This window comes from Streptomyces avicenniae (genome assembly GCF_000719135.1).
In the GTDB taxonomy this organism is placed as follows: Bacteria; Actinomycetota; Actinomycetes; order Streptomycetales; family Streptomycetaceae; genus Streptomyces; species Streptomyces avicenniae.
This window is the reverse complement of record NZ_JOEK01000009.1, coordinates 312,081-336,337: the sequence shown is the minus strand read 5'-3', so window position 1 is coordinate 336,337 and position 24,257 is coordinate 312,081. Positions and strand designations below refer to the sequence as shown.

The 24,257-nt window shown below is 73.7% G+C and carries 21 protein-coding genes and 1 pseudogene; 17 read left to right on the top strand and 5 right to left on the bottom strand.

The window, feature by feature from the left end; genetic code table 11:
- Positions 1-30: 30 nt before the first annotated feature.
- From IF27_RS16520 to IF27_RS16465, 12 genes are all read left to right on the top strand, one after another.
- Positions 31-876, top strand: a complete 846-nt coding sequence (locus tag IF27_RS16520) for a glycosyltransferase family 2 protein (RefSeq protein WP_190233011.1) — start codon at positions 31-33, stop codon at positions 874-876.
- Between the two features lie 84 nt (positions 877-960).
- Complete coding sequence (locus IF27_RS16515) at positions 961-1,875, top strand: ABC transporter permease (RefSeq protein WP_052850345.1); 915 nt, start codon at positions 961-963, stop codon at positions 1,873-1,875.
- Positions 1,868-2,659, top strand: a complete 792-nt coding sequence (locus IF27_RS16510) for an ABC transporter ATP-binding protein (RefSeq protein ID WP_223291078.1) — start codon at positions 1,868-1,870, stop codon at positions 2,657-2,659. Before IF27_RS16515 ends, IF27_RS16510 begins: the two co-directional genes overlap by 8 nt.
- A 167-nt stretch (positions 2,660-2,826) precedes the next feature.
- Positions 2,827-3,699, top strand: coding sequence for a squalene synthase HpnC (hpnC, locus tag IF27_RS16505; protein ID WP_052850665.1), 873 nt, complete (start codon positions 2,827-2,829; stop codon positions 3,697-3,699).
- An 11-nt stretch (positions 3,700-3,710) separates the two neighbouring features.
- Positions 3,711-4,649, top strand: coding sequence for a presqualene diphosphate synthase HpnD (gene hpnD / locus IF27_RS16500; protein WP_223291077.1), 939 nt, complete (start codon positions 3,711-3,713; stop codon positions 4,647-4,649).
- A complete protein-coding gene (gene hpnE / locus IF27_RS16495) occupies positions 4,646-6,010 on the top strand; it encodes a hydroxysqualene dehydroxylase HpnE (RefSeq protein WP_052850344.1) in 1,365 nt (454 codons plus the stop codon). Before hpnD ends, hpnE begins: the two co-directional genes overlap by 4 nt.
- 119 nt (positions 6,011-6,129) lie before the next feature.
- The gene (locus IF27_RS16490) at positions 6,130-7,191 is read left to right on the top strand and encodes a polyprenyl synthetase family protein (protein ID WP_052850343.1); all 1,062 of its coding nucleotides are present in this window, start codon (positions 6,130-6,132) and stop codon (positions 7,189-7,191) included.
- A gap of 48 nt (positions 7,192-7,239) precedes the next feature.
- A complete protein-coding gene (locus tag IF27_RS16485) occupies positions 7,240-7,893 on the top strand; it encodes an alpha-ketoglutarate-dependent dioxygenase AlkB family protein (RefSeq protein ID WP_420822018.1) in 654 nt (217 codons plus the stop codon).
- Between the two features lie 153 nt (positions 7,894-8,046).
- Entirely contained in the window at positions 8,047-9,645 is a 1,599-nt protein-coding gene (locus IF27_RS16480) for a sensor histidine kinase (RefSeq protein ID WP_110945960.1), read from the top strand.
- A 55-nt stretch (positions 9,646-9,700) separates the two neighbouring features.
- The gene (locus tag IF27_RS16475; protein ID WP_420822017.1) at positions 9,701-10,117 is read left to right on the top strand and encodes a roadblock/LC7 domain-containing protein; all 417 of its coding nucleotides are present in this window, start codon (positions 9,701-9,703) and stop codon (positions 10,115-10,117) included.
- On the top strand, positions 10,114-10,569 hold the full coding sequence (locus IF27_RS16470) for a DUF742 domain-containing protein (protein ID WP_110945959.1): 456 nt from the start codon (positions 10,114-10,116) through the stop codon (positions 10,567-10,569). Before IF27_RS16475 ends, IF27_RS16470 begins: the two co-directional genes overlap by 4 nt.
- Before the next feature lie 57 nt (positions 10,570-10,626).
- Positions 10,627-11,151, top strand: coding sequence for a GAF domain-containing protein (locus IF27_RS16465; protein WP_052850661.1), 525 nt, complete (start codon positions 10,627-10,629; stop codon positions 11,149-11,151).
- Between the two features lie 56 nt (positions 11,152-11,207).
- Here the strand turns inward: IF27_RS16465 and metG are convergent, their stop codons facing one another.
- On the bottom strand, positions 11,208-12,932 hold the full coding sequence (gene metG / locus IF27_RS16460) for a methionine--tRNA ligase (protein ID WP_052850340.1): 1,725 nt from the start codon (positions 12,930-12,932) through the stop codon (positions 11,208-11,210).
- Between the two features lie 149 nt (positions 12,933-13,081).
- Here metG and IF27_RS31140 point away from each other — a divergent pair, with 149 nt between their 5' ends.
- Together IF27_RS31140 and IF27_RS32060 are read left to right on the top strand one after the other, a co-directional pair.
- Positions 13,082-13,261 carry a hypothetical protein gene (locus tag IF27_RS31140; protein WP_190232986.1) on the top strand — a complete coding sequence of 60 codons (180 nt, stop codon included), beginning with the start codon at positions 13,082-13,084 and terminating at the stop codon, positions 13,259-13,261.
- Between the two features lie 63 nt (positions 13,262-13,324).
- Positions 13,325-13,581, top strand: a pseudogene (locus IF27_RS32060) (anhydro-N-acetylmuramic acid kinase); the annotation flags it as partial.
- Positions 13,582-13,590: 9 nt separating this feature from the next.
- Here IF27_RS32060 and IF27_RS16450 read toward each other — a convergent pair.
- The 4 genes from IF27_RS16450 to IF27_RS16435 form a co-directional block, all read right to left on the bottom strand.
- A complete protein-coding gene (locus IF27_RS16450) occupies positions 13,591-15,753 on the bottom strand; it encodes a putative bifunctional diguanylate cyclase/phosphodiesterase (protein WP_052850338.1) in 2,163 nt (720 codons plus the stop codon).
- Complete coding sequence (locus IF27_RS16445; RefSeq protein WP_052850337.1) at positions 15,750-16,562, bottom strand: SAM-dependent methyltransferase; 813 nt, start codon at positions 16,560-16,562, stop codon at positions 15,750-15,752. The genes IF27_RS16450 and IF27_RS16445 overlap by 4 nt, the downstream gene beginning before the upstream one ends.
- A 162-nt stretch (positions 16,563-16,724) precedes the next feature.
- Positions 16,725-18,107, bottom strand: a complete 1,383-nt coding sequence (locus tag IF27_RS16440; RefSeq protein ID WP_052850336.1) for a transglycosylase family protein — start codon at positions 18,105-18,107, stop codon at positions 16,725-16,727.
- Positions 18,108-18,615: 508 nt separating this feature from the next.
- Positions 18,616-19,416: a phosphatase PAP2 family protein gene (locus IF27_RS16435; protein ID WP_338058210.1), complete on the bottom strand. Its 801-nt coding sequence runs from the start codon at positions 19,414-19,416 to the stop codon at positions 18,616-18,618.
- 532 nt (positions 19,417-19,948) lie between these two features.
- Here IF27_RS16435 and IF27_RS16430 point away from each other — a divergent pair.
- From IF27_RS16430 to IF27_RS16420, 3 genes are all read left to right on the top strand, one after another.
- The gene (locus tag IF27_RS16430; RefSeq protein WP_052850335.1) at positions 19,949-21,136 is read left to right on the top strand and encodes an ROK family transcriptional regulator; all 1,188 of its coding nucleotides are present in this window, start codon (positions 19,949-19,951) and stop codon (positions 21,134-21,136) included.
- A gap of 427 nt (positions 21,137-21,563) precedes the next feature.
- On the top strand, positions 21,564-23,081 hold the full coding sequence (locus tag IF27_RS16425) for a sugar ABC transporter ATP-binding protein (RefSeq protein WP_052850334.1): 1,518 nt from the start codon (positions 21,564-21,566) through the stop codon (positions 23,079-23,081).
- Positions 23,078-24,148 carry an ABC transporter permease gene (locus tag IF27_RS16420; RefSeq protein WP_052850333.1) on the top strand — a complete coding sequence of 357 codons (1,071 nt, stop codon included), beginning with the start codon at positions 23,078-23,080 and terminating at the stop codon, positions 24,146-24,148. The genes IF27_RS16425 and IF27_RS16420 overlap by 4 nt, the downstream gene beginning before the upstream one ends.
- Positions 24,149-24,257: the final 109 nt, after the last annotated feature.

The window sequence follows — 24,257 nt, the reverse complement described above, 5'->3', positions numbered from 1 at the left end:
CAGCTCAAGCTCGGCGCGGTCGTCCTGACGATGGGCGACCGGCCCGTGGAACTGCGCGCGCTGCTGGACTCGGTGGCCGCGCAGGAGGGCGAACGGGTCGAGGTGGTCGTCGTCGGCAACGGCGCGGCGCTCCCCGACCTGCCCGCGGGCGTCCGCAGCGTCGAACTCCCGGAGAACCTCGGCATCCCCGGTGGCCGGAACGTCGGGATCGAGACGTTCGGCCCCGGGGGCGGCGATGTCGATGTGCTGCTGTTTCTGGACGACGATGGACTACTTCCAGACAAAAACACGGCGGAATTGGTTCGTGCCGCGTTCGCCGACGATCCGGGGCTCGGCATCGTGAGCTTCCGCATCGCCGACCCGGAGACGGGCACCACGCAGCGCCGTCACGTCCCGCGGCTGCGCGCCTCCGACCCGCTGCGCTCCTCGCGCGTCACGACGTTCCTCGGCGGCGCCAACGCCGTGCGCACCCAGGTGTTCCAGCAGGTCGGCGGCCTGCCGGAGGACTTCTTCTACGCGCACGAGGAGACCGACCTGGCCTGGCGCGCGCTGGACGCCGGGTGGTCCATCGACTACCGCGCGGACATGCTGCTGTACCACCCGGCGACCCCGCCGTCCCGGCACGCGGTCTACCACCGCATGGTGGCGCGCAACCGCGTCTGGCTGGCGCGGCGCAACCTGCCCGTGCCCCTGATTCCCGTCTATCTCCTGGTATGGGTGCTGCTGACCCTGGCCCGCCGCCCGTCGGGCAGCGCGCTGAAGGCGTGGTTCAAGGGCTTCGCCGAGGGCTGGCGCACGCCGAGCGGTCCCCGCAGGCCGATGCGTTGGCGTACGGTATGGCGCCTGACCCGTCTGGGACGCCCCCCTGTCATCTGACAAGCTCGGGTCTGAGACCATCCCGGTGCCGCCGTACGGCGGCAGTGCCTACCGCCTTTGCCCTGCGAGGACGAGAGTTACCAGGTGAGCGAGACCACGCGCGAGAGTGCGCCCCCACGCGCCGTACCACTGGCCGAACTGGCGGCCAGACACGGCCTGACCGTCAGTGGCGCGCGGCCTTCCCTGCCGGAGTACGTGAGGCAGCTGTGGGGGCGACGGCATTTCATCGTCGCGTTCTCCCGGGCCAAGCTGATGGCCCAGTACGGCCAGGCGAAGCTGGGCCAGCTGTGGCAGGTCTTCACGCCGCTGCTGAACGCCTTCGTCTACTTCCTGATCTTCGGCCTCGTCCTCGGCGGACGCGCGGGCATGGGGAACCGGGAGTACATCCCCTTCCTGGTCACCGGCGTCTTCGTCTTCACCTTCACCCAGGCGTCGGTGCTCGCGGGCGTCAAGTCGATCTCGGGCAACCTCGGCCTGGTCCGCGCCCTGCACTTCCCGCGGGCGTCCCTGCCGATCGCCTTCTCGCTCCAGCAACTCCAGCAGCTGCTGTACTCGATGATCATCCTGCTGGTCATCGTGGTCGGCGCGGGCCACTACCCGGGCTGGACGTGGTTCCTCATCCTCCCGGCCCTCGCCCTCCAGCTGATCTTCAACGCGGGCCTGGCCATGGCCATGGCCAGGCTGGGCAGCAACACCCCGGACCTCGCCCAGCTGATGCCCTTCGTGCTCCGCACCTGGATGTACGCCTCCGGCGTCATGTTCCCGCTGCGGGAGATGCTGGAGGACCGTGCCAACGCCCCGAGCTGGGTCGCGACGGTCCTGGAGGCCAACCCGGCGGCGGTCTACATGGACCTCGTCCGCTACGCGCTGATCGACAGCGACACCCACAACGCCATACCGGCGACGACGTGGCTGTGGGCCCTCGGCTGGGCCGCGGTGATCGGGTTCGGCGGATTCCTGTTCTTCTGGAAGGCGGAGGAGAAGTACGGCCGTGGCTGACAACACCCCGGCCCTGGCGGCCGACGACGGGCGCAGGCCCACCGTGATCGCCGAGGACCTCCACATCGTCTACCGCGTCTACGGCGCGGGGAACCGCGGCAACGCCACCGCCGCCCTGCGCCGCATGGTCCGCCGGGAGCCGTCCCGCCGTGTCCGCGAGGTGCACGCCGTGCGCGGCGTCAGCTTCGTCGCCTACCGCGGCGAGGCCATCGGCCTCATCGGCACCAACGGCTCGGGCAAGTCCACGCTGCTGCGCGCCATCGCGGGCCTCCTGCCCGCCGAGCGGGGACGGGTCTTCACCGACGGCCAGCCCTCGTTGCTCGGCGTCAACGCGGCCCTGATGAACGACCTGACCGGCGAGCGCAACGTCATACTCGGCGGCCTGGCCATGGGCATGACCCGCGACCAGATCCGCGCCCGCTACGCGGACATCGTGGACTTCTCGGGCATCAACGACAAGGGTGACTTCATAAGCCTGCCCATGCGCACCTACTCGTCCGGCATGCAGGCCCGGCTGCGGTTCTCCATCGCCGCGGCGAAGGACCACGACGTGCTGATGATCGACGAGGCCCTGGCCACCGGCGACAAGAAGTTCCAGCGCCGCTCCGAGGCCCGCGTCCGCGAACTGCGCGAGGAGGCGGGCACCGTCTTCCTCGTCAGCCACAACAACCGGTCCATCCGCAACACCTGCGACCGCGTCCTGTGGCTGGAGAAGGGCGAACTCGTCATGGACGGCCCGACCGACCAGGTGCTCAAGGCGTACGAGGAGGAGACGGGCAAGTAGCCCGCCACCCCGCCCCGCCCGGAACCGGGGCACGGCCGCGTGTCCCGGGCCGGGCTCATCTGACCATAAGGTAAAACAGCAGACATGACGACCACGGCGTGCTGGACGACGAGGGGCCGCCCGTGCTGAGCGCCACGCCGGGCGACGGCGCCGGGACCTCCGAGGGCGTGCTCGCCAAGGCGGCCCACGAGAACTTCCCCGTCGCCCCCCGCTTCCTCCCGCGCGCCTGGCGTGACGACCTCATGGCCGTCTACGGCTACGCCCGCCTCGTGGACGACATCGGCGACGGCGACCTCGCGCCGGGCGGCGGCGACGCCGTCCTCCTCGGCCTCGACGCCGACGCCGTGACCGACCGCCCCGCGATGCTCGACGCCGTCGCCGACGACCTGCGCCGCGTCTTCGCCAGCGCCCACGGCGGCACCCCGCCCCGGCACCCGCTGCTGCGCGAACTGGTCCCCACCGTCCGGCGCGCGGCGCTCGGCCCCGAGCCGTTCCTCGACCTGATCGAGGCCAACCGCATCGACCAGCGCGTCACCCGCTACCCCGACTGGGACACGCTCCTCGGCTACTGCCGCCTCTCGGCCAACCCCGTCGGCCGCATCGTCCTCGGCCTCACCGGCACCGCGACCGAGGAGAGCGTGCGCCGCTCCGACGCCATCTGCACGGCGCTCCAGATCCTCGAACACCTCCAGGACGTCGCCGAGGACCTGCGCCGCGACCGCATCTACCTGCCCGCCGACGCGATGCGCCGCTTCCACGTCACCGAGGACGACCTCGCCGCGCCCACGGCCAACGCGTCCGTGCGCACCCTGGTCGCCTGTCTGACCGACCGGGCACGTAGGCTGCTGGACGAGGGAGCCCCGCTGGTGGGGAGCCTGCACGGGCGGCTGCGACTGCTCCTCGCCGGGTTCGTCGGCGGCGGACGGGCGGCGGCCCAGGCCATCGCCGGCGCCGGGTACGACGTGCTGGCGGGACCACCCCGACCGTCCAAGGGCGGCCTGCTGTACGCGGCGGGAACGACACTGCGAAGAGGAACGTGAGCTTCAACCCCGTGAGCCCCGCACCCAGGAGAGCCCCGCTGTCGCCCGCCGTCTTCGCGGCCTACGAGTACTGCGCCGCCGTCTCCACCCGGCACGCCAGGAACTTCAGCTACGGCGCCCGCCTCATGCCCCTGGCCAAGCGCCGCGCACTCTACGCCCTCTACGCCTTCGCCCGCCGCGTGGACGATATCGGTGACGGCACCCTCGACCCCGCGGTCAAGGAGACCCGGCTCGGGGAGACGCGCGACCTGCTCCAGCGCGTGCGCGACCAGAAGGTCGCCGAGGACGACACGGACCCCGTCGCCGTCGCCCTGGCCCACGCCACCGGCCGCTTCCCCATCCCCCTCGACGGCCTCGACGAACTCCTCGACGGCGTCCTCCTCGACGTGCGCGGCCACGCCTACGAGACGTGGGACGACCTGCGGCACTACTGCCGCTGCGTGGCCGGGGCCATAGGCCGCCTGTGCCTCGGCGTCTTCGGCACGGCGCCCGGCGCCCGGGGGGCCGAGCGGGCCGCCGAGTACGCCGACACCCTCGGCCTCGCCCTCCAGCTGACCAACATCCTGCGCGACATCCGCGAGGACGCCGCCAACGGCAGGACGTACCTCCCCGCCGAGGACCTGCGCGCGTACGGCTGCGAGGCGGGGCCCCACCTCGTCCCGCCGCCGCCAGGCGCGGACTTCGCCGGGCTGGTCCGCTTCGAGGTCCGCCGCGCCCGTGACCTGTTCGCGCAGGGGCTGCGGCTGCTCCCCCTGCTCGACCGCCGTTCCGCCGCCTGCGTCGCCGCCATGGCGGGCACCTACCACCGGCTGCTCGACCTGATCGACGAGGACCCGCACGCCGTCCTGCGCGGCCGGGTCGGGCTCCCCGGCGCGCAGAAGGCCGTCGTCGCCCTGCGCGGCCTGACGGGGTTCGACACCCGCCGTGTCGCGCGGGCGGGCCGCACATGACCCCGCCCCCCCACACGGCGGTGGTCGGCGGCGGACTCGCCGGGATCACCACGGCCCTCGCCCTCGCCGACCGCGGCCACCGCGTGACCCTCCTGGAGACCCGCCCGCGGCTCGGCGGCCTCGCGTTCTCCTTCCGCCGCGACTCGCCCGCGGGCCAACTCACCGTGGACAACGGCCAGCACGTCTTCCTCCGCTGCTGCACCGCCTACCGCGGCTTCCTCCAGCGCATCGGCGCCACCTCCCTCGCGCCCCTCCAACGCCGCCTCGACGTCCCCGTCACGGACGCCGCCACCGGCCGCACCGGCCGCATCCGCCGGAGCGCGCTGCCCGTCCCGCTCCACCTCGCGGGCACCCTCGCCCGCTACCCCCACCTGTCGCCGGGCGAGCGCGCCGCCGTCCCCCGCGCCGTCCTCGCGCTGCGCCGCCTCGACCCCGCCGACCCGGCGCTGGACGACGAGGACTTCGCGTCCTGGCTGCGCCGCCACGGCCAGAGCGACCACGCCGTCACCGCCCTGTGGGACCTCATCGGCGTCGCCACCCTCAACGCGCGGGCCGCCGACGTCTCCCTCGGCCTGGCCGCCATGGTCTTCCGCACCGGCCTGCTCACCGAGCCCGGCGCCGCCGACATCGGCGTCCCCGAGGTGCCGCTCGGCGAACTCCACGACACCAGGGCCCGCGCCGCCCTCGACCAGGCGGGGGTCACGACGCACCTCGCCACCCGCGTCCGCCGCCTGCGGCCCGCGCCCGGCGGCGGCTGGCGCCTCACCCTCAGCTCACGCGCCCTCGCCCCGGGACCGCAGCCCGTCCGGGAGCTGACCGCCGACTCCGTCGTCGTCGCCGTCCCGCCCGACGCCGCCCGCGCCCTGCTGCCCCACGAGGCGCTGCACGACCCGTCCGCCCTGGCCGGATTCGGCACCGCGCCCATCCTGAACGCGCACATCCTCTACGACCGCACGGTCCTGGACCTGCCGTTCCTCGCCGCCCTCGGCAGCCCGGTCCAGTGGATCTTCGACCGCACGCGCGCGGCCGGGGTCACCGAGGGCCAGTACCTCGTCCTGTCGCAGTCCGCGGCCCAGGAGGAGATCCAGCTCCCCGCCGACGTCCTGCGCAAGCGCTACCTGCCAGAACTGGAACGCCTGCTGCCCGCCGCACGCGACGCACGCGTCCGCGACTTCTTCGTCACGCGTGAACGCGCCGCCACCTTCGCCCCCACCCCCGGCGTCGGACGGCTGCGCCCAGGACCCGGCACCCGCGCCCCCGGCCTGTACCTCGCGGGCGCGTGGACCGCCACCGGCTGGCCCGCGACGATGGAGGGCGCCGTCCGCAGCGGCCACGCCGCCGCCCGCGCCGTCGCCCCGTGACCGCCCCACCCCACGCCCCGCACGGCGCCGAGCGAGGCGCCGCGCACGGAACGCCCCGCCCCGACGACGTCCCACGGAAGCCCCACGGAACGACCGCAACCCAGCGCCAAGGAGAGCACGTGAACCCCGCAGAAGCCCATCCCGACGGCGCCGTCCCGGCGCTGCTCGCGCGCGGGCGGGCGCTGGCCGCTCCCGCGCTGCGTTCCGCCGTCGCCCGGCTCGCCCCGCCCATGGACACCGTCGCCGCCTACCACTTCGGCTGGATCGACGCCGAGGGGCGGCCGACCGACGCGGACAGCGGCAAGGCCGTACGGCCCGCGCTGGCGCTGCTCTCCGCCGAGGCGGCCGGGGTCCCCGCCACCACCGGCATCCCCGGCGCGGTGGCCGTCGAGCTGGTCCACAACTTCTCGCTGCTCCACGACGACCTGATGGACGGCGACGAGCAGCGCAGGCACCGCGACACCGTCTGGAAGGTCCACGGCCCTGCACAGGCCATCCTCGTCGGCGACGCCCTGTTCGCCCTCGCCATCGAGGTCCTCCTCGAAGTCGGCACGCCGGACGCCGCCCGCGCCACCCGCCGTCTCGCCACGGCCAGCCGCAGGCTGGTGGACGGCCAGGCCCAGGACATCGCGTTCGAGCACCGCGAGCGCGTCGGCGTCGCCGAGTGCCTGGAGATGGAGGGCAACAAGACCGGCGCCCTCCTGGCCTGCGCCGCCGCCGTCGGCGCCGTCCTCGGCGGCGCGGACGACCGCGTCGCGGACGCGCTGGAGGACTACGGCCAGCGGCTCGGCCTGGCGTTCCAGGCCGTGGACGACGTGCTCGGCATCTGGGGCGACCCGGCCACCACCGGCAAGGCCGCCTGGAGCGACCTGCGGCAGCGCAAGAAGTCGCTGCCCGTCGCCGCCGCCCTGGAGGGCACGGGCCCGGCCGCCGAGCGGCTCGCCGAGCTGCTGATGGGCGACGCCAAGAAGTCGCCCGAGGAGTTCGAGGACTTCGACGAGGCCGAGTTCGCCACGCGCGCCGCGCTCATCGAGGAGGCGGGCGGGCGCCGCCTGGCCGAGGAGGAGGCCAGGCGGCAGTACGACGGGGCGCTCGCCGCCCTCGACGGCCTCGACCTGCCGGACGGCGTACGGGAGCGGTTCGCGGCGCTCGCCGACTTCGTGGTCGTCCGCACCAAGTAGGACGCGGGCTCCCGCGCGGTCACCCGGCCGTCCACCGGTGGGCGCATCATGGAGGGCGTGAGCGACGAGCTGTTCCCCCGCGTGCGGGCCGAGCCGACGCCGGGGGCCGTGCACCTGCCCGACCGGCTCGGCCCGGCGGAGCGGCACGCCCTGCTCGCCGCCTGCCGGGAGTGGGCCCGCCCGCCCGCGGGGCTGCGCACCGTCCGCTTCGGCGGCGGCGTCATGTCCGTGCGGCAGCTCTCGCTCGGCCGCCACTGGTACGCGGGTGGCTACGCGGCCACCGCCGTTGACGGGGACGGCGCGCCCGTCAAACCGTTCCCCGCCTGGCTCGGCGACTGGGCACGCCGGGCCGTCGCCGCCGCCGGACTCCCGCCGCCCGCCGACCCGTACGACATCGCGCTCGTCAACTTCTACGACGCCTCGGCCCGGATGGGTATGCACCAGGACCGCGACGAGCGTTCCTCCGCCCCCGTCGTCTCGTTCAGCCTCGGCGACTCCTGCGTCTTCCGCGTCGCCGGCGCCGGGCACCGGGGACGGCCCTGGACCGACACCGAACTGCGCTGCGGCGACGCGTTCGTCCTCGGCGGCCCGGCACGCCTGGCCCGTCACGGTGTCCCGCGCATCCACCCCGGCACCGCGCCGCCCGACCTCGGCCTCACCGGGCGGCTGAACGTCACCGTCCGCGCCTACGGCCCCGGCTGACCGCGCGCACGGCGCGGTGGGTCAAGACGGCCCCGGCCCGATTCACTCGTTGGGAGGTGGCGAGGGGTGGCGATTGGCGGAACTGTAGCTCTGCGCAGCGGCGTTGAGTCATAGCGTGGCCTCGGTACATTGATCCGCCCGATAAGGACACCGATGCCCGAACAGCTACGCACCGGGGCACCCACCGGCCGCCACAGCCGGCCAGCCGGCACGGCGCCGGGCGCGGGAGCGCCGGGATGCAGACGCCGACTGCTGCGCCTGGCGGTGCTTCCCGCCGCCCTGGTCACCGTCGTCGCGACGGTCACCGTCGCGTACCTGCTCGCCGAGGGCGGGCCCCGGCAGGGCGCGGCGGGCGGCTTCGCGCGCTGGGCCGTCCCGGCCGCCGCCGCTGTCCTGGTCGGCACGGTCCTGGCCGGGGCGGTGCTCCTCGCCCTGACGGAGGCCAGGCTGCACGCCGGGCGCCTCACCGCGCTGCGCCGCCAGGCCAGCCGGGGCCGGGTCGAACTGCACGCGCTGCTGCGGAAGGTGGAGCGCGGCGAGCGGATCAAACCGCCCGAGGGGGCACCCCCCGCCGAACCCGACGACGCCGACGCCTACGGGCAGCTCGGCCACGAGATCGCCGCCGCCGGGTACGCGGCCGAGTCCGCCGTCGCCCAGGCCGCCTCCCTGGCGGGCGCGGTCTGCGCGGGGGACGAGCGGGTCGAGGTGTTCGTCAACCTGGCGCGGCGGATGCAGTCGTTCGTGCACCGCCAGCTCGAATACCTCGACGAGTTGGAGAACGACGTCGAGGATCCCGAGCTGCTGAAGGGCCTCTTCCACATCGACCACCTGGCCACCCGCATCCGCAGGCACGCGGAGAACCTCGCCGTCCTCGGCGGCGCCGTCTCCCGCCGCCAGTGGACGCGTCCTGTGTGCATGTCCGAGGTGCTGCGCTCCTGCATCGCCGAGGTCGAGCACTACTCGCGCGTCAAGCTCGTGCCGCCCTTCGAGGGCACCGTGCGCGGCCACGCCGTCGCCGACGTCGTGCACCTGCTGGCCGAACTCGTCGAGAACGCCACGGAGTTCTCCGCCCCCCAGACCCAGGTCCTGCTGCGCGTGCAGCGCGTCACCGCCGGGCTGGCCATCGAGGTCGAGGACCGGGGCCTCGGCATGACCGTCACCGAGCAGAACCGCATGAACGCCATCCTGTCCGGCGCGGAACGCCTCGACGTCGCACAGCTGTTGGAGGACGGCAGGGTAGGCCTGTTCGTCGTCTCGACGCTCGCCAAGCGCCACGACATCGTCGTCCAGCTCCAGAGCAACATCTACGGCGGCGTGCAGGCCGTCCTCGTCCTGCCGCACGAGCTGCTCGGCGACGAGTCGGAGGGCCACTACGTGCCGGGCCGCCCCGTCGCGCAGGCGGCGGAGCCGTACGTGCTGCCCGCACCCGCCGCCGCACCCGCGCCGCCCGCCGTGGGGAGCGCGCCGGAGCAGGACGCCGCCCTGCCGCCCCGGCCCACGCAGCCCCCCGCCGCCCCCACCACCTCGACGGCCCCCACCCCCGCGACCCCGGCCACCGACCGGTCGGGACGCCCCCCGCTGCCGCGCCGCCGCCGCCCGCAGCACCTCGTGCCGCCGCCGCGCGACACCGGCCAGCCGCCACAGCCCCCGCAGCGCGGCGGCCCAGGTCCCGTCCCCGCGCCGCTCGACCCCGGGCTCACCGCCGCGTTCCGGCGCGGCGCCCGCCTCGCGGACGAGGAGGGCGAACGATGACACGCCCCCTCCCACAGGTCCCACCTGTCCCGCCGACCGCCCCGGCCGCGCCGTGGTGACCGACACGCCCTGGCCCGCGCGGACCGACCTCGCCTGGCTCCTCGCCCACCTCGTCGAACGCCTGCCGCACGCCCGCAAGGCGGTCCTCCTCGGCAGCGACGGCCTGCCCCGGGCCGTCCACGGCATGGACGCCGAGGACGCCGACCAACTGGCCGCGCTCGCCGCCGGACTGCACGCCCTGGCCAGGACGGCGGGGACCCGGCTGCCCGACGCCGGGGGCCGCGTCCGGCAGATCACCGTCCGCCTCGACTCAGGACTGCTGATCGTCACGGCCGCGGGGCAGACGGCCGCCCTCGCCGTCCTGGCCGACCCGGAGGCCGACGCCGCCGCGCTCGGCCACGAGATGGCCCTCCTCGTCCGCAGCGTCCGGGCGTCCCTCGCCATCCCGCTGCGGCAGGGGGCCAGAGGATGAGAGGCCCAGGCACCGGCCCCCCCGCGCCGCCCGCCGTCCCCGGCGGCACGCGCGCCCGCGACCTGCGGACGCGCGCCCCGGCCGCCGTCACCCCCGAACCGCTGCTGGACGAGGACGCGGGCCGCCTGGTCCGCCCGTTCACCGTCTGCGGCGGCCGTACCAGGCCCGCGGCGCGCCTCGACCTGCTCACGCTGGTCACGGCCACCGGGCGGCGGATACGGCGCAGGCTCGGGCCCGAGCACGCACAGGTGCTCGGCGCCTGCCGCGGGCCCGCCTCGGTCGCCGAGATCGCCGCGTACGTCGGCCTGCCCGCCGCCGTCACCAAGGTGCTGCTCTCCGACCTGCTGGACTCGGGAGCCGTCACCGTCAGCCCACCCCTGCCCCCGGGCCGCTGTCCCACCGACCCGGACCTGCTGCGCGCCGTCCTCCACGGGCTGCGGCAGCTCGTGTGACGCCCGCCAGGCGGGGGCGGCCCGCATCCGATCCACACAAGGAACACCATGTCCACGATGGGTTTCGACCCCACAGGCCGGCTGCTGCTGACCCCCGACGACCCCGACGCCCCGGCGCGCGCGGAACGGCTGCGGGAACTGGGCGTCGGCGGCGCGCCCGACCCGGCGTTCGACGCGGCGGCACGCGACCTGGCGCGCCTCGCGGGCACGCCGTTCGCGCTGGTCAACTTCATCGGCGAGCGGGAGCAGTTCTTCGCCGGTCTCTACGCGGCGCCGGGCGAGGGCACGGGTCGCACGATGCCCCGTGACCGCGGCTTCTGCCCGTACGTCGTCGTGCGCCGCAAGGCGCTGGTGCTCGACGACGTCGGCGACTACCCGCGGTTCGCGGGCAATCCGCTGGTGGACGAGGAGGGCATCCGCTCCTACCTGGGCGCGCCGTTGCTCGACGCCGACGGGCGGGCGCTCGGCACCGTCTGCGTGCTCGACCGGCTGCCGCGCCCGTGGGGACGCGCCGGTCTGGAGAGCATCAAGGCCGCCGCGGCGGAGCTGTCCGGCCGCATCCTGGCCGGGAAGACCCCCTGAACGGCGCGGACGGACGGACTCCCGCGGGGCGGGGGCCCGTCCGTCCGCGTGGGGCGTCAGGCGTCGGCGGTGTCGCCGCCGAAGCGCGCCCGGTAGCCCTCCAGGTCCTCGTCGGTGATCTTCGCGAAGAGCACCGGCGGCACGGTGAACGCCGTCCCGGCCGGGATCGCGTCCAGGGCGCGCGCCTCCTCGGCCGACACCCACGTGGCGGTGTCCTCGGCCGCGAAGACCGAGCGCATCGTGCGCGCGCTGAACGGGATGACCGGCTCGGACACCACCGCGTAGAGGCGGATCAGGTTCATGGCCGTGCGCAGCGTCAGCGCGGCGGCGTCCTCGTCGGTCTTGATCTCACGCCAGGGCGCCTTCTCCTCCAGGTAGGAGTTGCCCGCGCTCCACAGCGCCCGCAGCGCGAAGGCCGCCTTGCGGTACTGGAGCGCCTCCAGGTGCTCCTCGTACTCGGCGAGCAGCCGCGCCACCTCCTCGCCGAGGCGCCGCTCGGCGTCGCCCGCCGCGTGCCCGGCCGGTACGGCGTCGCCGAACCGCTTGCGGGAGAACGTCAGCACGCGGTTGACGAAGTTCCCCAGCGTGTCGGCGAGGTCCTTGTTGACCACCGAGGAGAACAGCTCCCAGGAGAACGACGAGTCGTCCGACTCGGGCGCGCCCGCGACGAGGAAGTACCGCCAGTAGTCGGCCGGGAGCAGGTCGAGGGCGGTGTCGGCGAAGATGCCGCGCTGCTGCGACGTGGAGAACTTCCCGCCGTAGTACGTCAGCCAGTTGAACGCCTTGACGACGTCCACCCGCTTCCACGGCTCACGCGTGCCGATCTGCGTGGCGGGGAACATCACCGTGTGGAACGGCACGTTGTCCTTGGCCATGAACTCCGTGTACCGCACGTCCTCCTCGGCCTCGTACCACCACGACCGCCAGTCGCGCTCCTCGCCGGGACCCGCCGCGTCCGCCCACTCCTTGGTGGCGCCGATGTACCCGATCGGGGCGTCGAACCAGACGTAGAACACCTTGCCCTCGGCGGCCAGTTCCGGCCACACGTCGCCCGGCACCGGCACGCCCCACTCCAGGTCACGGGTGATGGCTCGGTCGTGCAGCCCCTCGGTCAGCCACTTCCTGGCGATGGAGGAGGCCAGCGTCGGCCACTGCCCGTCGTGCGCCTCCACGAAGGCGGCGACCTCGCTCTCCAGCTTGGTCTGGAGCAGGAAGAGATGCGTGGTCTCGCGGACCTCCAGGTCCGTGCTGCCGCTCACCGCGGACCGCGCGTCCACCAGGTCGGTCGGGTCGAGGACGCGCGTGCAGTTCTCGCACTGGTCGCCGCGCGCCGCCTCGTAGCCGCAGTAGGGGCAGGTGCCCACGATGTAGCGGTCCGGGAGGAACCGGCCGTCGGCGGGGGAGTAGACCTGGCGGGTGGCGCGCTCCTCGATGAAGCCGTGCTCGTGGAGACGGCGGGCGAAGTGCTGCGTCACCTCGACGTTCTGCGCGGACGACGTCCGGCCGAAGTAGTCGAAGTCGAGGCCGAAACCGTCGTAGACCGCCTTCTGCGCGTGGTGCTGCTGGGCGCAGAACTCCGCGACGGGCAGCCCTGCGGCCTTCGCCGCCAGTTCGGCCGGGGTGCCGTGCTCGTCGGTGGCGCAGATGTAGAGGACGTCATGGCCGCGCTGCCGCAGGTAGCGGGCGTAGACGTCGGCGGGGAGCATCGAACCCACCATGTTTCCCAGGTGCTTGATCCCGTTGATGTAGGGCAACGCACTGGTGATGAGGTGTCGGGCCATCCTCGAATGCTCCAATGATCAGAGAAGGTGGAGTGACGGGGTCACGGTAGGTGAAGAGTTCTTCTGTTATGGACATCACGCAGCGTACCGATTCGGCGGAGCCCGTCCCGACCGGGTTTCCCGCGGGGCGGCCCCTCCGGGTGGTGGGGATGCTCAGCGGCACCTCCTGCGACGCCGTGGACGCCGCGGTCGCCGACCTCGCCTTCGCCGACGACGCCACGGTAAGTCTGCACCCCCTCGGCATGCACTCCGAGCCGTACCCCGCCCCGCTGCGCGCGGCCCTCGCCGCCTGTCTGCCCCCGGCGGCGGCCGACGCCGCCGCCCTGTGACGCCTCGACACCGGCCTCGGCCGTTTCTTCGGCGACGTGGCGGCCCGCGCCGTCGCGGGCCCGGGCGGTGGCGTACGCAACCCGTCCTCATGCGCCGCATCGCCGACGCCGCCGCGCCCACCCGCGTCGAACGGTCCGAGGCCCACGGGCTGCCCGCGCAGGCGAAGGAGGCCTACCTCTTCGCGCTCCTCGGCTTCCTCAGCTGGCACGGCCTGCCCGGCGCGCTGCCGTCCGCCACCGGGGCGCGGAGCCCGGCGCTGCTCGGCTCCTTCACGCCGGGCGCAGGACCGCTGCGGCTGCCGGAGCCGCGCGCCGTGCCAGCTGCGCGTTCAGACCGCCTCGGGCAGCCGCTCAGGCGGTCCAGGCCGCGCGTAGAACCAGCCCTGCGCCGAGTCGCAGCCCAGCTCCCGCAGCCGGTCGGCCTGCGTGGACGTCTCGACGCCCTCGACCGTCACCGACAGCTCCAGCGTGTGCGCCAGCGACACGATGCCCTCCACGATCTTGAGATCGACCGGATCGGCAGGGGCGCGCTGGAGGCCCAGCGTGAAGGAGCGGTCGAGCTTGAGGGTGGTGGCCGGGAGGCGCCGGAGGTTGGCCAGATTCGAGTAGCCGGTGCCGAAGTCGTCCAGGGCGATCCCGACGCCCAGTTCGGCCAGCTGCCGCAGGGGCCGCAGCTCGTTCTCGTCCGCCCGTATCATCGCCGTCTCGGTCACCTCCAGGCACAGCGAGCTGGGCGGCAGCCCGGCCTCCTCCAGCACGGAGATGGTGTCCTCGACCAGCTCGGGATGGTGCAGCTGGCGCGGCGAGAGATTGACGTTCACCTTCAGCGGGCGCGGGCCGCCGATGCCGCGCACCTGCCACTCGCACGCCTGCCGCACCGCCTCCTGGAGCACCCAGCGGCCCAGCGGCACGATCAGCCCGGTGTGCTCCGCGAGCGGGATGAACCGGTCGGGGCCCAGCACGCCGTGCCGGGGATGGCTCCAGCGGACCAGCGCCTCGGCGCCCTCCAGGCTGCCGTCCTCCATCTTCACCAGCGGCTGGTACTCGATGAAGAACTCGGCGCCCTTCAGCGCGGCGGGCAGGTGGTGCGTGAGGTGGTGGCGGCTGATCGCGCGGGCGTCCGAGTCCGGGTCGGCGACGGCGTACCGGTTGCCGCCCTCCGCCTTGGCCCGGTACATCGTGATGTCCGCGCTGCGCAGCATCTCTGCCGAGCTGAGGTGCCGCGCCGGGCCCTCCACGACGCCGATGCTCGCCCGCACCATCAGCTCACGGCCGCCGACGTCCACCGGCGTGGACAGCGCGTACAGGGCGCGTTCCGCCAGCTCCGTCACGGTCCCGGGCGAGGGCGGGTCGAGGACGAGGGCGACGAACTCGTCCCCGCCGATCCGCGCCAGCATCTGCCCAGGGCCCGACGCGCAGCCGTGCAGCCGCTCGGCCACGGCGATCAGCAACTGGTCGCCGACGGCGTGGCCCAGGCTGTCGTTGACCGCCTTGAAGCCGTCGAGATCCAGGTAGCACAGGCCGATCCTGGCCGTGTCCGAGGCGCGGGAGAGCGCCTGCTCTAGGCGCTCGAAGAAGAGGGAGCGGTTCGGCAGGTCGGTGAGCGCGTCGTGCGTCGCCTGGTAGCGCAGCCGCAGGTTCAGCAGCCGCCGCTCCGAGACGTCCTCGACCATCGCCAGCATGTAGCGCGGCTCCCCGTTCGCGGCGCGCAGCAGGGAGACGGTGAGGTTGGTCCACAGGGCGGTGCCGTCGGAGCGGCCGTAGGACTTCTCGACCTGGAAGTGCTCCCGCTCGCCGCGCATCAGCTCGCGCTGCATCCGCCAGATCTCCGGCGGGTCCTCCGGGTGCGTCCACTCCAGGATGTTGCGGCTGCGCACATGGTGCTCCGAGCCGCCGAACATCCGGGCCAGCGCGTCGTTCACGTCCAGGACCCGGCCGCTCATGTCCGCCAGCGCGATGCCGAGGGCCGCGTCCTTGAAGACGGCGCGGAAGCGCGTCTCGCTCTCGTGCAGCGCCCGCGCGATCTCCTGCTGCGCGCTGAGCGCCGCGCGGGACAGGGCCTCCTGTTCCGCGCGCGTCCGCTCCTGGAGCGCGGCGGCGTACCCGGCGGCGATGGCGTGCTGGAGACGCGTGCTGCGGATGCGCGCCTCGTCGGCGGGCAGTTCCGCGGGGTCGGAGCAGTAGAGCGGCAGGTAGGCGTCCACGACGCCGAGGACGCGCGGCAGCGCCTCCGGCACGGTGCAGTGCGCGGCCACCAGCGCCTCGCCCACGGCGCGGCCCGGCGAGGGGTCGAACGGGCGGCCGTGCAGCGCGTCGGCGAGCAGCCGGGCGAGACCGGTCATCAGCTCCTCGAACTCGGCCCTGGTCATCGACGTCGCCGTGTCCGCGTAGACCGCGCGGCACCAGATGCGGGCGAAGCGCCGCAGGCCGTCGGGCGGTTCGCCGCCTGGCGCGTGCGCGGGCGGGCCGAGGGGCCCGGTGGGCGGCGTCACGCCCTGCGCCCCACTCCGGCGAAACCGGCGGAGACCACGGCATCCTCCTCGTCGGCCGGCCCGTCGGGCCGCCACTCGGGCAGCGGGACGAGCCCCGGTTCGACCAGCGTGAAGCCGTCGAAGAATCGCGCGGTCGCGGTCAGGCCCCGCATCACGAGGGTGGAGCCGCCGCGCCGGTAGACCTCGCTCAGCTCGGCGCCCTGTTCGTGGGTGGCGAGCCCGGCCTCTGTGGTGGCGTGGGTGAGGACGAGGAGGCTGCCGGGCGCGAGGGCGTCACGGTACCTGGCCACGTGCTCCCACGGCCGGTCCTCGTCGGGCAGGAAGTGCAGCAGGGCGACGAGCAGCAGGGCCACGGGGCGGCGCGGGTCGAGCAGGCCGTCCGCCTCGGCGTGGGCCAGGACGGCGTCCGGGTCGCGGAAGTCGGCCGCCGCGACGCCCACCCGCGCGTCACCGGCCAGGACGGCGCGGCTGTGGGCGACGGCGACCGGGTCGTTGTCCACGTAGAGGACGCGGGCGCCGGGGTCGGCGGCGTGGGCGACCTCGTGGACGTTGCCGAAGGTGGGGATGCCCGAGCCGATGTCGAGGAACTGGGTGACGCCCTCGGCGACGGCGTACCGTACGGCCCGGCGCATGAACGCGCGGTTCGCCTGCATGATCTTGGGCAGGCCGGGGAAGGCGGCGATGGCCTTGCGGGCGGCGACCCGGTCGGCCTCGAAGTTGTGGGAGCCGCCGAGGTAGTAGTCGTACATCCGCGACACGCTCGGCACGGTGAGGTCGATGCCCCGCGGCGCCCATCCGGGTCGTTCCATCGGCGCCTCCAAAGTCCCCTGCGTACGCGCTGATCGGCCCCCAGACGGTCGAGCGTAACGACCTGGTACCTGATGAGGGAAGGAAACGCCGGGCGGACGTCCCCCGGTCGTGCGGTTACTAGAGCATCTGTCCTGATACGGGCCGGGGGCTCCGGCGGGGCGTCAGACGCGCACGCCCTTGCCGCGGAGGTAGGCGAGCGGGTCGATGTCCGTGCCGAAGCCCTGGCCGGTGCGGATCTCGAAGTGCAGGTGCGGGCCTGACGAGTTGCCGGTCGATCCCGAACGGCCCAGGCGCTGACCGCTGCTGACGGGCTGTCCCGCGGAGACGGAGATGGCCGACAGGTGCGCGTACTGGCTGTACCTGCCGTCGGCGTGCCGGACGATCACCTCGTAGCCGAACGAGCCCGACCAGCCCGCGGAGACGACCTCGCCCGAGGACACCGCCTTGACGGTGGTTCCGGTCGCGACGGGGAAATCGACGCCCGTGTGGTAACCGCGCGACCAGGAGCTGCCGGTGGCGTGGTAGGCCGTGCCGGTGGCGCCGCTGACGGGCGCGGTCCAGGCACCGGCGCGCTCGCGCTCGCGTTCCCGTTCGCGGGCGGCGGCCTGTTCCGCCTCCTCCCGCTCGGCTGCCTCCGCCGCCTCGGCGGCCTCGCGTTCGGCCGCCTCGCGTGCCTCGGCCTGCTCGGCCTCCTCCCGCGCCGCCCGCTCGGCGGCCTCTGCCTCCGCCGCTGCTTCCGCCTCGGCGGCAGCGGCGGCCTCGGCGGCCTCCGCCTCCGCGGCTTCCGCGGTCTCCTGCGCGGGCTCCGGCTCCGGCTCCGGCGCGGGCGCGGGTGCCGCCGTGTCGGGCCGCGCGGGCGCCTCGGTGGCCGCCTCGCCCTGGAGCGTCAGCCGTTGCCCGGGGAAGATGAGGTCGGGATTCCCGCCGACCACCTGGCGGTTGAGGTCGTAGAGCGACTGCCAGCCGCCGCGTACGTCCTGCCTGGTCGCGATGGCCGACAGCGTGTCACCGCTCACCACGCGGTAGCGGCCCGCCTCCTGGGCGGGGCGCGCCGGTACGGCCGTCGCCTCGGCGGAGGCCGGGCGCGCCTGCTCCGCCTCGGGCGCGGCCTCCTGCTCGGGGGCCTCCCGCTGCTCGGGCTCAGGCGCCGCGAACGGCGCGGGGCCACCGCGCGTCAGGCCCGCCTCGCCCGAGCACGAGGGCCAGGCGCCGGGGCCTTGGCCCGCCAGCACGGCCTCGGCGACCGTGATCTGCTGCTCCCGGCTGGCCAGATCGGCGCGCGGCGCGTACCGCGTGCCGCCGAACGCCTCCCAGGTGCTCTGCTGGAACTGGAGCCCGCCGTAGAAGCCGTTGCCCGTGTCGATGTCCCACCGGCCGCTGCTCTCGCACTCGGCGACCTGCTCCCATGTCTCCTCGGTCGCGGCCGAGGCGCCGCTCGCGCCGATCAGCGGGAGCGCGAGGCCCGCGCCCGACGCGGTGACGGTGAGCGACGCGCGGGAGACCGCGTTCGGCCGATAACGGCGGTGACGTCCACGGGTGGTCACGGGCGGTCCCCTCTCCCCTGGGCCGAGATCGGCCCTGTCGCCCAGCTATTTCCTTCCCTGGCAAGGGAGTTGCCAGGGCGGACCCCACCATAGGGGCGCGTAATCGGCCTCGGCAAGGTGTGTCGCGACCGCGCGCCGGGTGGTGCGCCGGTGCGCTCGCCGGGGTGCCGGGCGCCGTGGATGAGGCGCCGGGGGAGAGGAGGGGGAACGGGTTCAGGGAAAAGCGGGGGAGGGGCCGTATACCGGGCCGGGGAATGACGCGCGCAGGCCGTTTCCTGGCCCGTTCCGACGCCGCCTTGCCCGGCGCAGGGGAAGGGCGTCGGTGACGTGTACGCGCACCGGACGGCGCACGGTCGCATTCCGCCGGGAAATCGTGCTCCCGCCGTATTGCTGACTCTCCGTAAGGGCGGCGGGAAAGGCGGGGAAGAAGGGACGCAAGGGAAAGGGCGTGCCCCGGGTGAACGGTGTGAAGCCGTTCACCCGGGGCACGCCCCGGCGTCCGTCCTGATCAGCCGTCGCGGTGCGCGAGGTCCTGCCGCGCACCCGCTCCCGTGGGCGCGCCGGTCGCGGCGGGCGTGGGCGCGGTGGCCGGGACGGCGGGCTCGTCGGCCCTCTCCCGCGTCGCGTCCCGCGTCGTGTCCCGTGCCGCGTCGGGCGCGGGCAGGTCGCGCCGCGGCGGCGCCAGCACCATGAGGATGATCCCGAGGAAGACGGCGACGACGATGCCGTCCATCCAGTAGTGGTGGCCCGTGCCGACGACGGCGGTGATCGTGATCGCCGGGTGCAGCAGCCACAGCCAGCGCAGTCGGCTGCGGCAGGAGACGATCAGCGCGATCGCGATCACCAGGGCCCAGCCGACGTGCAGCGACGGCATGGCCGCGAACTGGTTGGACAGCGAGTCGGCCTCCGGCTTCCCGTAGACCGCGGGCCCGTAGACCATGCTCGTGTCCATCATCCCGCTCGTGTGGAAGAGGCGCGGTGGCGCCAGCGGGACGAGCAGGTGCAGGACGAGCGCGGCGGCCGTCAGCCAGGTGAGCACCCAGCGCACCCACAGGTAGTGGCCGGGGCGGCGCCAGAACATCCAGACGAGGAAGAGCGCCATCGCCGGGAAATGCACCGTCGCGTAGTACACGTTGATCGTGCGGATGACGGGCTCGAAGTGCAGGAGGAGATCCTGCACCCAGCCCTCCGGCGGGAGATGGAGCGCGCGCTCCAGGTTCCAGACGCGTTCGGCGTTCTCGTAGGCTTCCGAGAACTGCCCGTTGGCCACCCGCCGCCCGTATTTGTACGCGGTGTAGAGAATGGTCACGAGCACGAGTTCCCTGACGAACGGGGGTCTCGCCGACTGGGCGGGCCGTTCGCGGGGTGTGAGGGCACGTTTCAGGACATCCGTACGTCGCATAAGGCTCGATTCCCGAATGGCAGGATTCCGGGCCGTGGTGTGAAACGCCAGCGCCTCCTGCGGCCCCTGTTCTGTCTTCTTCTCTCCGCGTGATGGTACGGCGCCACCCCCTTCGGACGGCGTCGGCCGTACGGCTACCCTCTTTCCTCCGCCTCACGACAAACCCGAACGGCCCCCTCCCCGGGACGACCGACGCGGGGTCGTCCGGCCGCCGCCCACCCGGACGGCCGCGCACCGGCGCCGCGCGCCTGTCCGGAACCGCCGTCCCGGCGCGCGACGGACGGGCTTTGTCCTGCCAGAGGAAAAAGTCCAACGGAACTGTGCCGAAGTTCTTCCCAGTCCGGAAGCGCGCTGCTATGTTCCCCTCGCAAGCCCGGCGGAACAGATCATGGCCACCGGGAACCGAGGCCGACGGTGGCGGGAGGGGCAGATGAGGCGGATGACCGCTCGTCCCGCGAACTCCCACCAGGCACGGCTGCTGCGGCTGCTGCGCGACGGCGGCCCCAGCTCACGGGCCCAGCTCGGTGACCACATCGAGCTGTCCCGTTCCAAGCTGGCCGTCGAGGTGGACCGGCTGCTCCAGACCGGACTGGTCGTCGGCGACGGCTTCGCCGCCTCACGCGGCGGACGCCGCTCGCACAACGTCCGCCTCGCCCCCCAACTGCGTTTCCTCGCCGTGGACATCGGCGCGACCTCCATCGACGTCGCCGTCACGGGGCCCGAGTTGGAGGTCCTCGGTCATCTGACCGAACCGATGGACGTGCGCGAAGGCCCGGTCGCGGTCTTCGAGCGGGTCCTCGCCATGGCGGCCAAGCTCCGCGACGCCGGTCTGGCCGAGCGGTTCGACGGTGCCGGGATCGGCGTGCCGGGGCCCGTGAGGTTCCCCGACGGCGTCCCCGTCGCACCGCCGATCATGCCCGGCTGGGACGGATTCCCGGTGCGCGAGGCGCTCAGCCAGGAGCTGGGCTGCCCCGTGATGGTGGACAACGACGTGAACCTGATGGCCCTCGGCGAGCAGCACGCCGGGGTCGCGCACTCGGTGCAGGACTTCATCTGCGTGAAGATCGGCACCGGCATCGGCTGCGGCATCGTCGTCGCGGGCCGTGTCCACCGTGGTGCCACCGGCAGCGCGGGCGACATCGGCCACATCCAGGTGGAGTCCGAGGGGCGGCAGTGTCCCTGCGGCAACCGGGGCTGCCTGGAGGCGCACTTCGGCGGCGCGGCACTGGCGAGGGACGCCGAGACCGCCGCCCACGAGGGCAGGTCACCGGCGCTCGCGGCCCGGCTCGCGTCCGGCGGTGAACTGACCGCGGCCGACGTCGCCGCAGCCGCGGCGGCGGGTGACGTCGCCTCGCTCGACCTGATCCGCAAGGGCGGCAGCCGTACCGGGCAGGTCATCGCGGGCCTCGTCAGCTTCTTCAACCCCGCGCTCGTCGTGATCGGCGGCGGTGTGACCGGCCTCGGCCACACGCTGCTCGCGAGCATCCGCACGCAGGTCTACCGGCAGTCGCTGCCGCTGGCCACCGGGAACCTGCCGATCGTCCTGGGCGAGTTGGGCCCCGCCGCCGGAGTCACCGGCGCCGCCCGCCTGATCAGCGACCACCTGTTCAGCTACACGCCGACCTGAGTCCCCCCCGGCCCCGTTGGGTCGGCACATCCCCCACAGCACGACCCGCAGTACACGACCGCACCACCCGCAGTACACGAACCATCCGCAGGACCCGTACCACCCGCAGAACCCGCAGCACCGCACCGCCTCCCCTCCGGCACGAGCCGCGCGCCGGGGACCGGTGGCGTACCCGCACCACCGCACCACAGGGCACCACCGCACCACCGGCCGCTCCCGGGCAGGCGTCACGCCCGTGGAACGACCGGGCACCCGCACCACCCGGCGCACCACTGCTAGCCCTGGCACCACCGCACAGCCCACCGCACCACCGTGTCCGCCACCCGCCGGTACGAGCCGCGTACCCGCACGGCGGCCGGACACACGCACCGCCCCGTCACACAGGAACCGCACAGCGCAGCGCCGCACAGCCGCCAGGAGGCCAGCCATGGCAAGCGCGCCACCACCGATCCTCACCCTGACCGGAATCACCAAGTCCTTCCCGGGCGTCCGCGCCCTCGACGGCGTCGATCTCGACGTGCTGCCGGGCGAGGTCCACTGCCTGCTCGGCCAGAACGGCGCGGGCAAGTCCACGCTGATCAAGGTGATCTCGGGCGCCCACCGTCCCGACGAGGGCGAGATAGCCTGGAACGGCGAGCAGGTGCAGCTCAGCGCGCCGACCGCCGCCATGAACCTGGGCATCGCCACCATCTACCAGGAACTCGACCTGGTGGAGCACCTCTCCGTCGCCGAGAACGTCCATCTCGGCAACGAGAACGCCCGCGCCGGCTTCGTCCGCCGCGCGGCGGCCCGTGAGACCACCGCGGCCCTGCTCGCGCGCCTCGGTCACCCGGAGATCAGCCCGGACCGCATCGTCGCGACGCTCCCCGCGGCCGGGCAGCAGATCGTCAGCATGGCCCGCGCGCTGTCGCACGAGGTCAAGCTCATCGTGATGGACGAGCCGTCGGCCGTCCTCGACTCGGACGAGGTGGACAACCTCTTCCGCATCGTGGCGGACCTGACCGCCGACGGCGTCGCCGTCGTCTACATCTCCCACCGCCTGGAGGAGATCCGCCGGATCGGCGACCGCGTCACCGTCCTGAAGGACGGCCGCGCCGTCGCGCGGAACCTCCCGGCGGCCAGCACGCCCACCCGTGAGGTCGTCGCCCTCATGACCGGCCGCGACACCGAGCAGGTCTTCCCCGACCGCCCGGCCGAGGCGCCGCGCGCCGCCGAGCCCGTCCTGCGGGCCGAAGGGCTCAGCCGCAAGGGCGAGTTCGAGACGCTCGACCTCGACATCTACCCCGGCGAGATCGTCGGGCTCGCCGGACTGGTCGGTTCGGGACGCTCCGAGATCCTGGAGACGATCTACGGCGCCCGCCGCCCCGACACGGGCAGCGTGCAGGTCGAAGGCCGCCCCCTGCGGCCCGGCAGCGTCACCGCCGCCGTCCGCGCCGGACTCGGCCTCGCCCCCGAGGAGCGCAAGGCCCAGGGCCTGTTCCTCATCGACTCGGTGACCCGCAACGTCTCGATCTCCTCCCTGTTCCGCTTCGCCCGCGCCGGCTGGATCGATCGCGCGAAGGAGCGCTCGGCCGCACGGGGGTACACCAAGGAACTGTCCCTCCGTCCCGACAACCCCGACGTCCAGATCCGCACCCTGTCCGGCGGCAACCAGCAGAAAGCCGTCCTCGCCCGCTGGCTGCTGCGCGAATGCAAGGTCCTGCTCCTCGACGAGCCCACCCGGGGCGTCGATGTGGGCGCGCGGGCCGAGCTGTACGCCCTCATCCGCCGCCTCGCCGACGACGGCGTCGCCGTGCTCCTGGTCTCCAGCGAGATACCCGAGGTCCTCGGCCTCGCCGACCGGGTCCTGGTGCTCCGCGAAGGCACCGTCGTCCACACCGCCCCCGCCCGGGAGCTCGACGAGCACCGGGTCCTCGATCTCGTCATGGAAGGGAGCCCGGCATGACCCACGGCGCCACCTCAGAACCCGCCACCCCGGCCGCCGAGCCCTCGCTCGCCAAGCCCGCCGCAGGCGCGGGACACCCGCCCTCCTCGCCCGGGACCGGCCGCCCCGCAGGCCGCGGCAAGCTGCCCGCGGTGGTCAACGCCCAGAGCCTGTCGCTGCTCGGCGTGCTCCTGGCCCTGTGCGTCGTCGGCGCGATCACCGCGCCCGACCAGTTCCTGAGCACCAGCAACCTCCAGCTCGTGCTGGTCCAGGCGTCGGTCATCGGCGTCGTCACCGTCGGCATGACCTTCGTCATCATCAGCGGCGGCATCGACCTGTCGGTCGGCGCGATGGTCGCCCTGGCGTCCGTGTGGTGCACCACCGTCGCGACGCAGGAATTCGGCTTCATGGGCATGCTGTTCACCGCCCTGCTGGTCGGACTCGGCTGCGGCCTGGTCAACGGCACGCTCATCGCGTACGGGCCGATGGTCCCGTTCATCGCGACGCTGGCCATGCTCGCCTCGGCGCGCGGCCTCGCCCTCCAGATCACCGGCGGCAACACGCAGATCGTCACCGTCGATTCGGTGCTCTCGCTCGGTGAGCGCGACTCCTACATCCTCGGCGTGCCGCCGCTGGTCATCATCTTCGCCGTGGTCGTCGTGATCGGCTGGACCGTCCTCAACCGGACGACCTTCGGCCGCCGCACCGTCGCGATCGGCGGCAACGCCGAGGCCGCCCGTCTCGCCGGTATCTCGGTGAAGCGCCAGCGCCTGATGATCTACGCCGTCTCCGGCCTGTGCTGCGGCATCGCGGCCTTCATGCTCGTCGTGCTCTCCGGCTCGGGACAGAACACCAACGGCAACCTGTACGAGCTGGACGCCATCGCCGCGGCCATCATCGGCGGCACGCTGCTCAGCGGCGGCCGGGGCACCATCGTCGGCTCCGTCCTCGGCGTCCTGGTCTTCACCACGATCACCAACCTGTTCATCCTGAACAACCTGGAGAGCGCGGTCCAGCAGATCGCCAAGGGCGCGATCATCGTCGTCGCCGTCCTGCTCCAGCGCCGCACCCCGTACGGGCAGACCTAGACCCACCACGGGCGCGCCGCCCGGCGTGCCCGTCCCCCTTCTTACCCCGTGACCCCCGCGTCCCCCCGGTTGTCCCGCACCTCCCGCAGCACCCCTACCGATTTCCCTG

What these genes read in the sequence shown, in the direction of transcription:
- IF27_RS16520 (WP_190233011.1), top strand. Translation starts at nt 31, where the DNA reads ATGGGCGACCGGCCCGTGGAACTGCGCGCGCTGCTGGACTCGGTGGCC.
- hpnE (WP_052850344.1), top strand. Translation starts at nt 4,646, where the DNA reads ATGACCCCGCCCCCCCACACGGCGGTGGTCGGCGGCGGACTCGCCGGG.
- IF27_RS16485 (WP_420822018.1), top strand. Translation starts at nt 7,240, where the DNA reads ATGGAGGGCGTGAGCGACGAGCTGTTCCCCCGCGTGCGGGCCGAGCCG.
- IF27_RS16480 (WP_110945960.1), top strand. Translation starts at nt 8,047, where the DNA reads ATGCCCGAACAGCTACGCACCGGGGCACCCACCGGCCGCCACAGCCGG.
- IF27_RS16470 (WP_110945959.1), top strand. Translation starts at nt 10,114, where the DNA reads ATGAGAGGCCCAGGCACCGGCCCCCCCGCGCCGCCCGCCGTCCCCGGC.
- IF27_RS16465 (WP_052850661.1), top strand. Translation starts at nt 10,627, where the DNA reads ATGGGTTTCGACCCCACAGGCCGGCTGCTGCTGACCCCCGACGACCCC.
- metG (WP_052850340.1), bottom strand. Translation starts at nt 12,932, where the DNA reads ATGGCCCGACACCTCATCACCAGTGCGTTGCCCTACATCAACGGGATC.
- IF27_RS31140 (WP_190232986.1), top strand. Translation starts at nt 13,082, where the DNA reads ATGCTCAGCGGCACCTCCTGCGACGCCGTGGACGCCGCGGTCGCCGAC.
- IF27_RS16445 (WP_052850337.1), bottom strand. Translation starts at nt 16,562, where the DNA reads ATGGAACGACCCGGATGGGCGCCGCGGGGCATCGACCTCACCGTGCCG.
- IF27_RS16430 (WP_052850335.1), top strand. Translation starts at nt 19,949, where the DNA reads ATGACCGCTCGTCCCGCGAACTCCCACCAGGCACGGCTGCTGCGGCTG.
- IF27_RS16425 (WP_052850334.1), top strand. Translation starts at nt 21,564, where the DNA reads ATGGCAAGCGCGCCACCACCGATCCTCACCCTGACCGGAATCACCAAG.
- IF27_RS16420 (WP_052850333.1), top strand. Translation starts at nt 23,078, where the DNA reads ATGACCCACGGCGCCACCTCAGAACCCGCCACCCCGGCCGCCGAGCCC.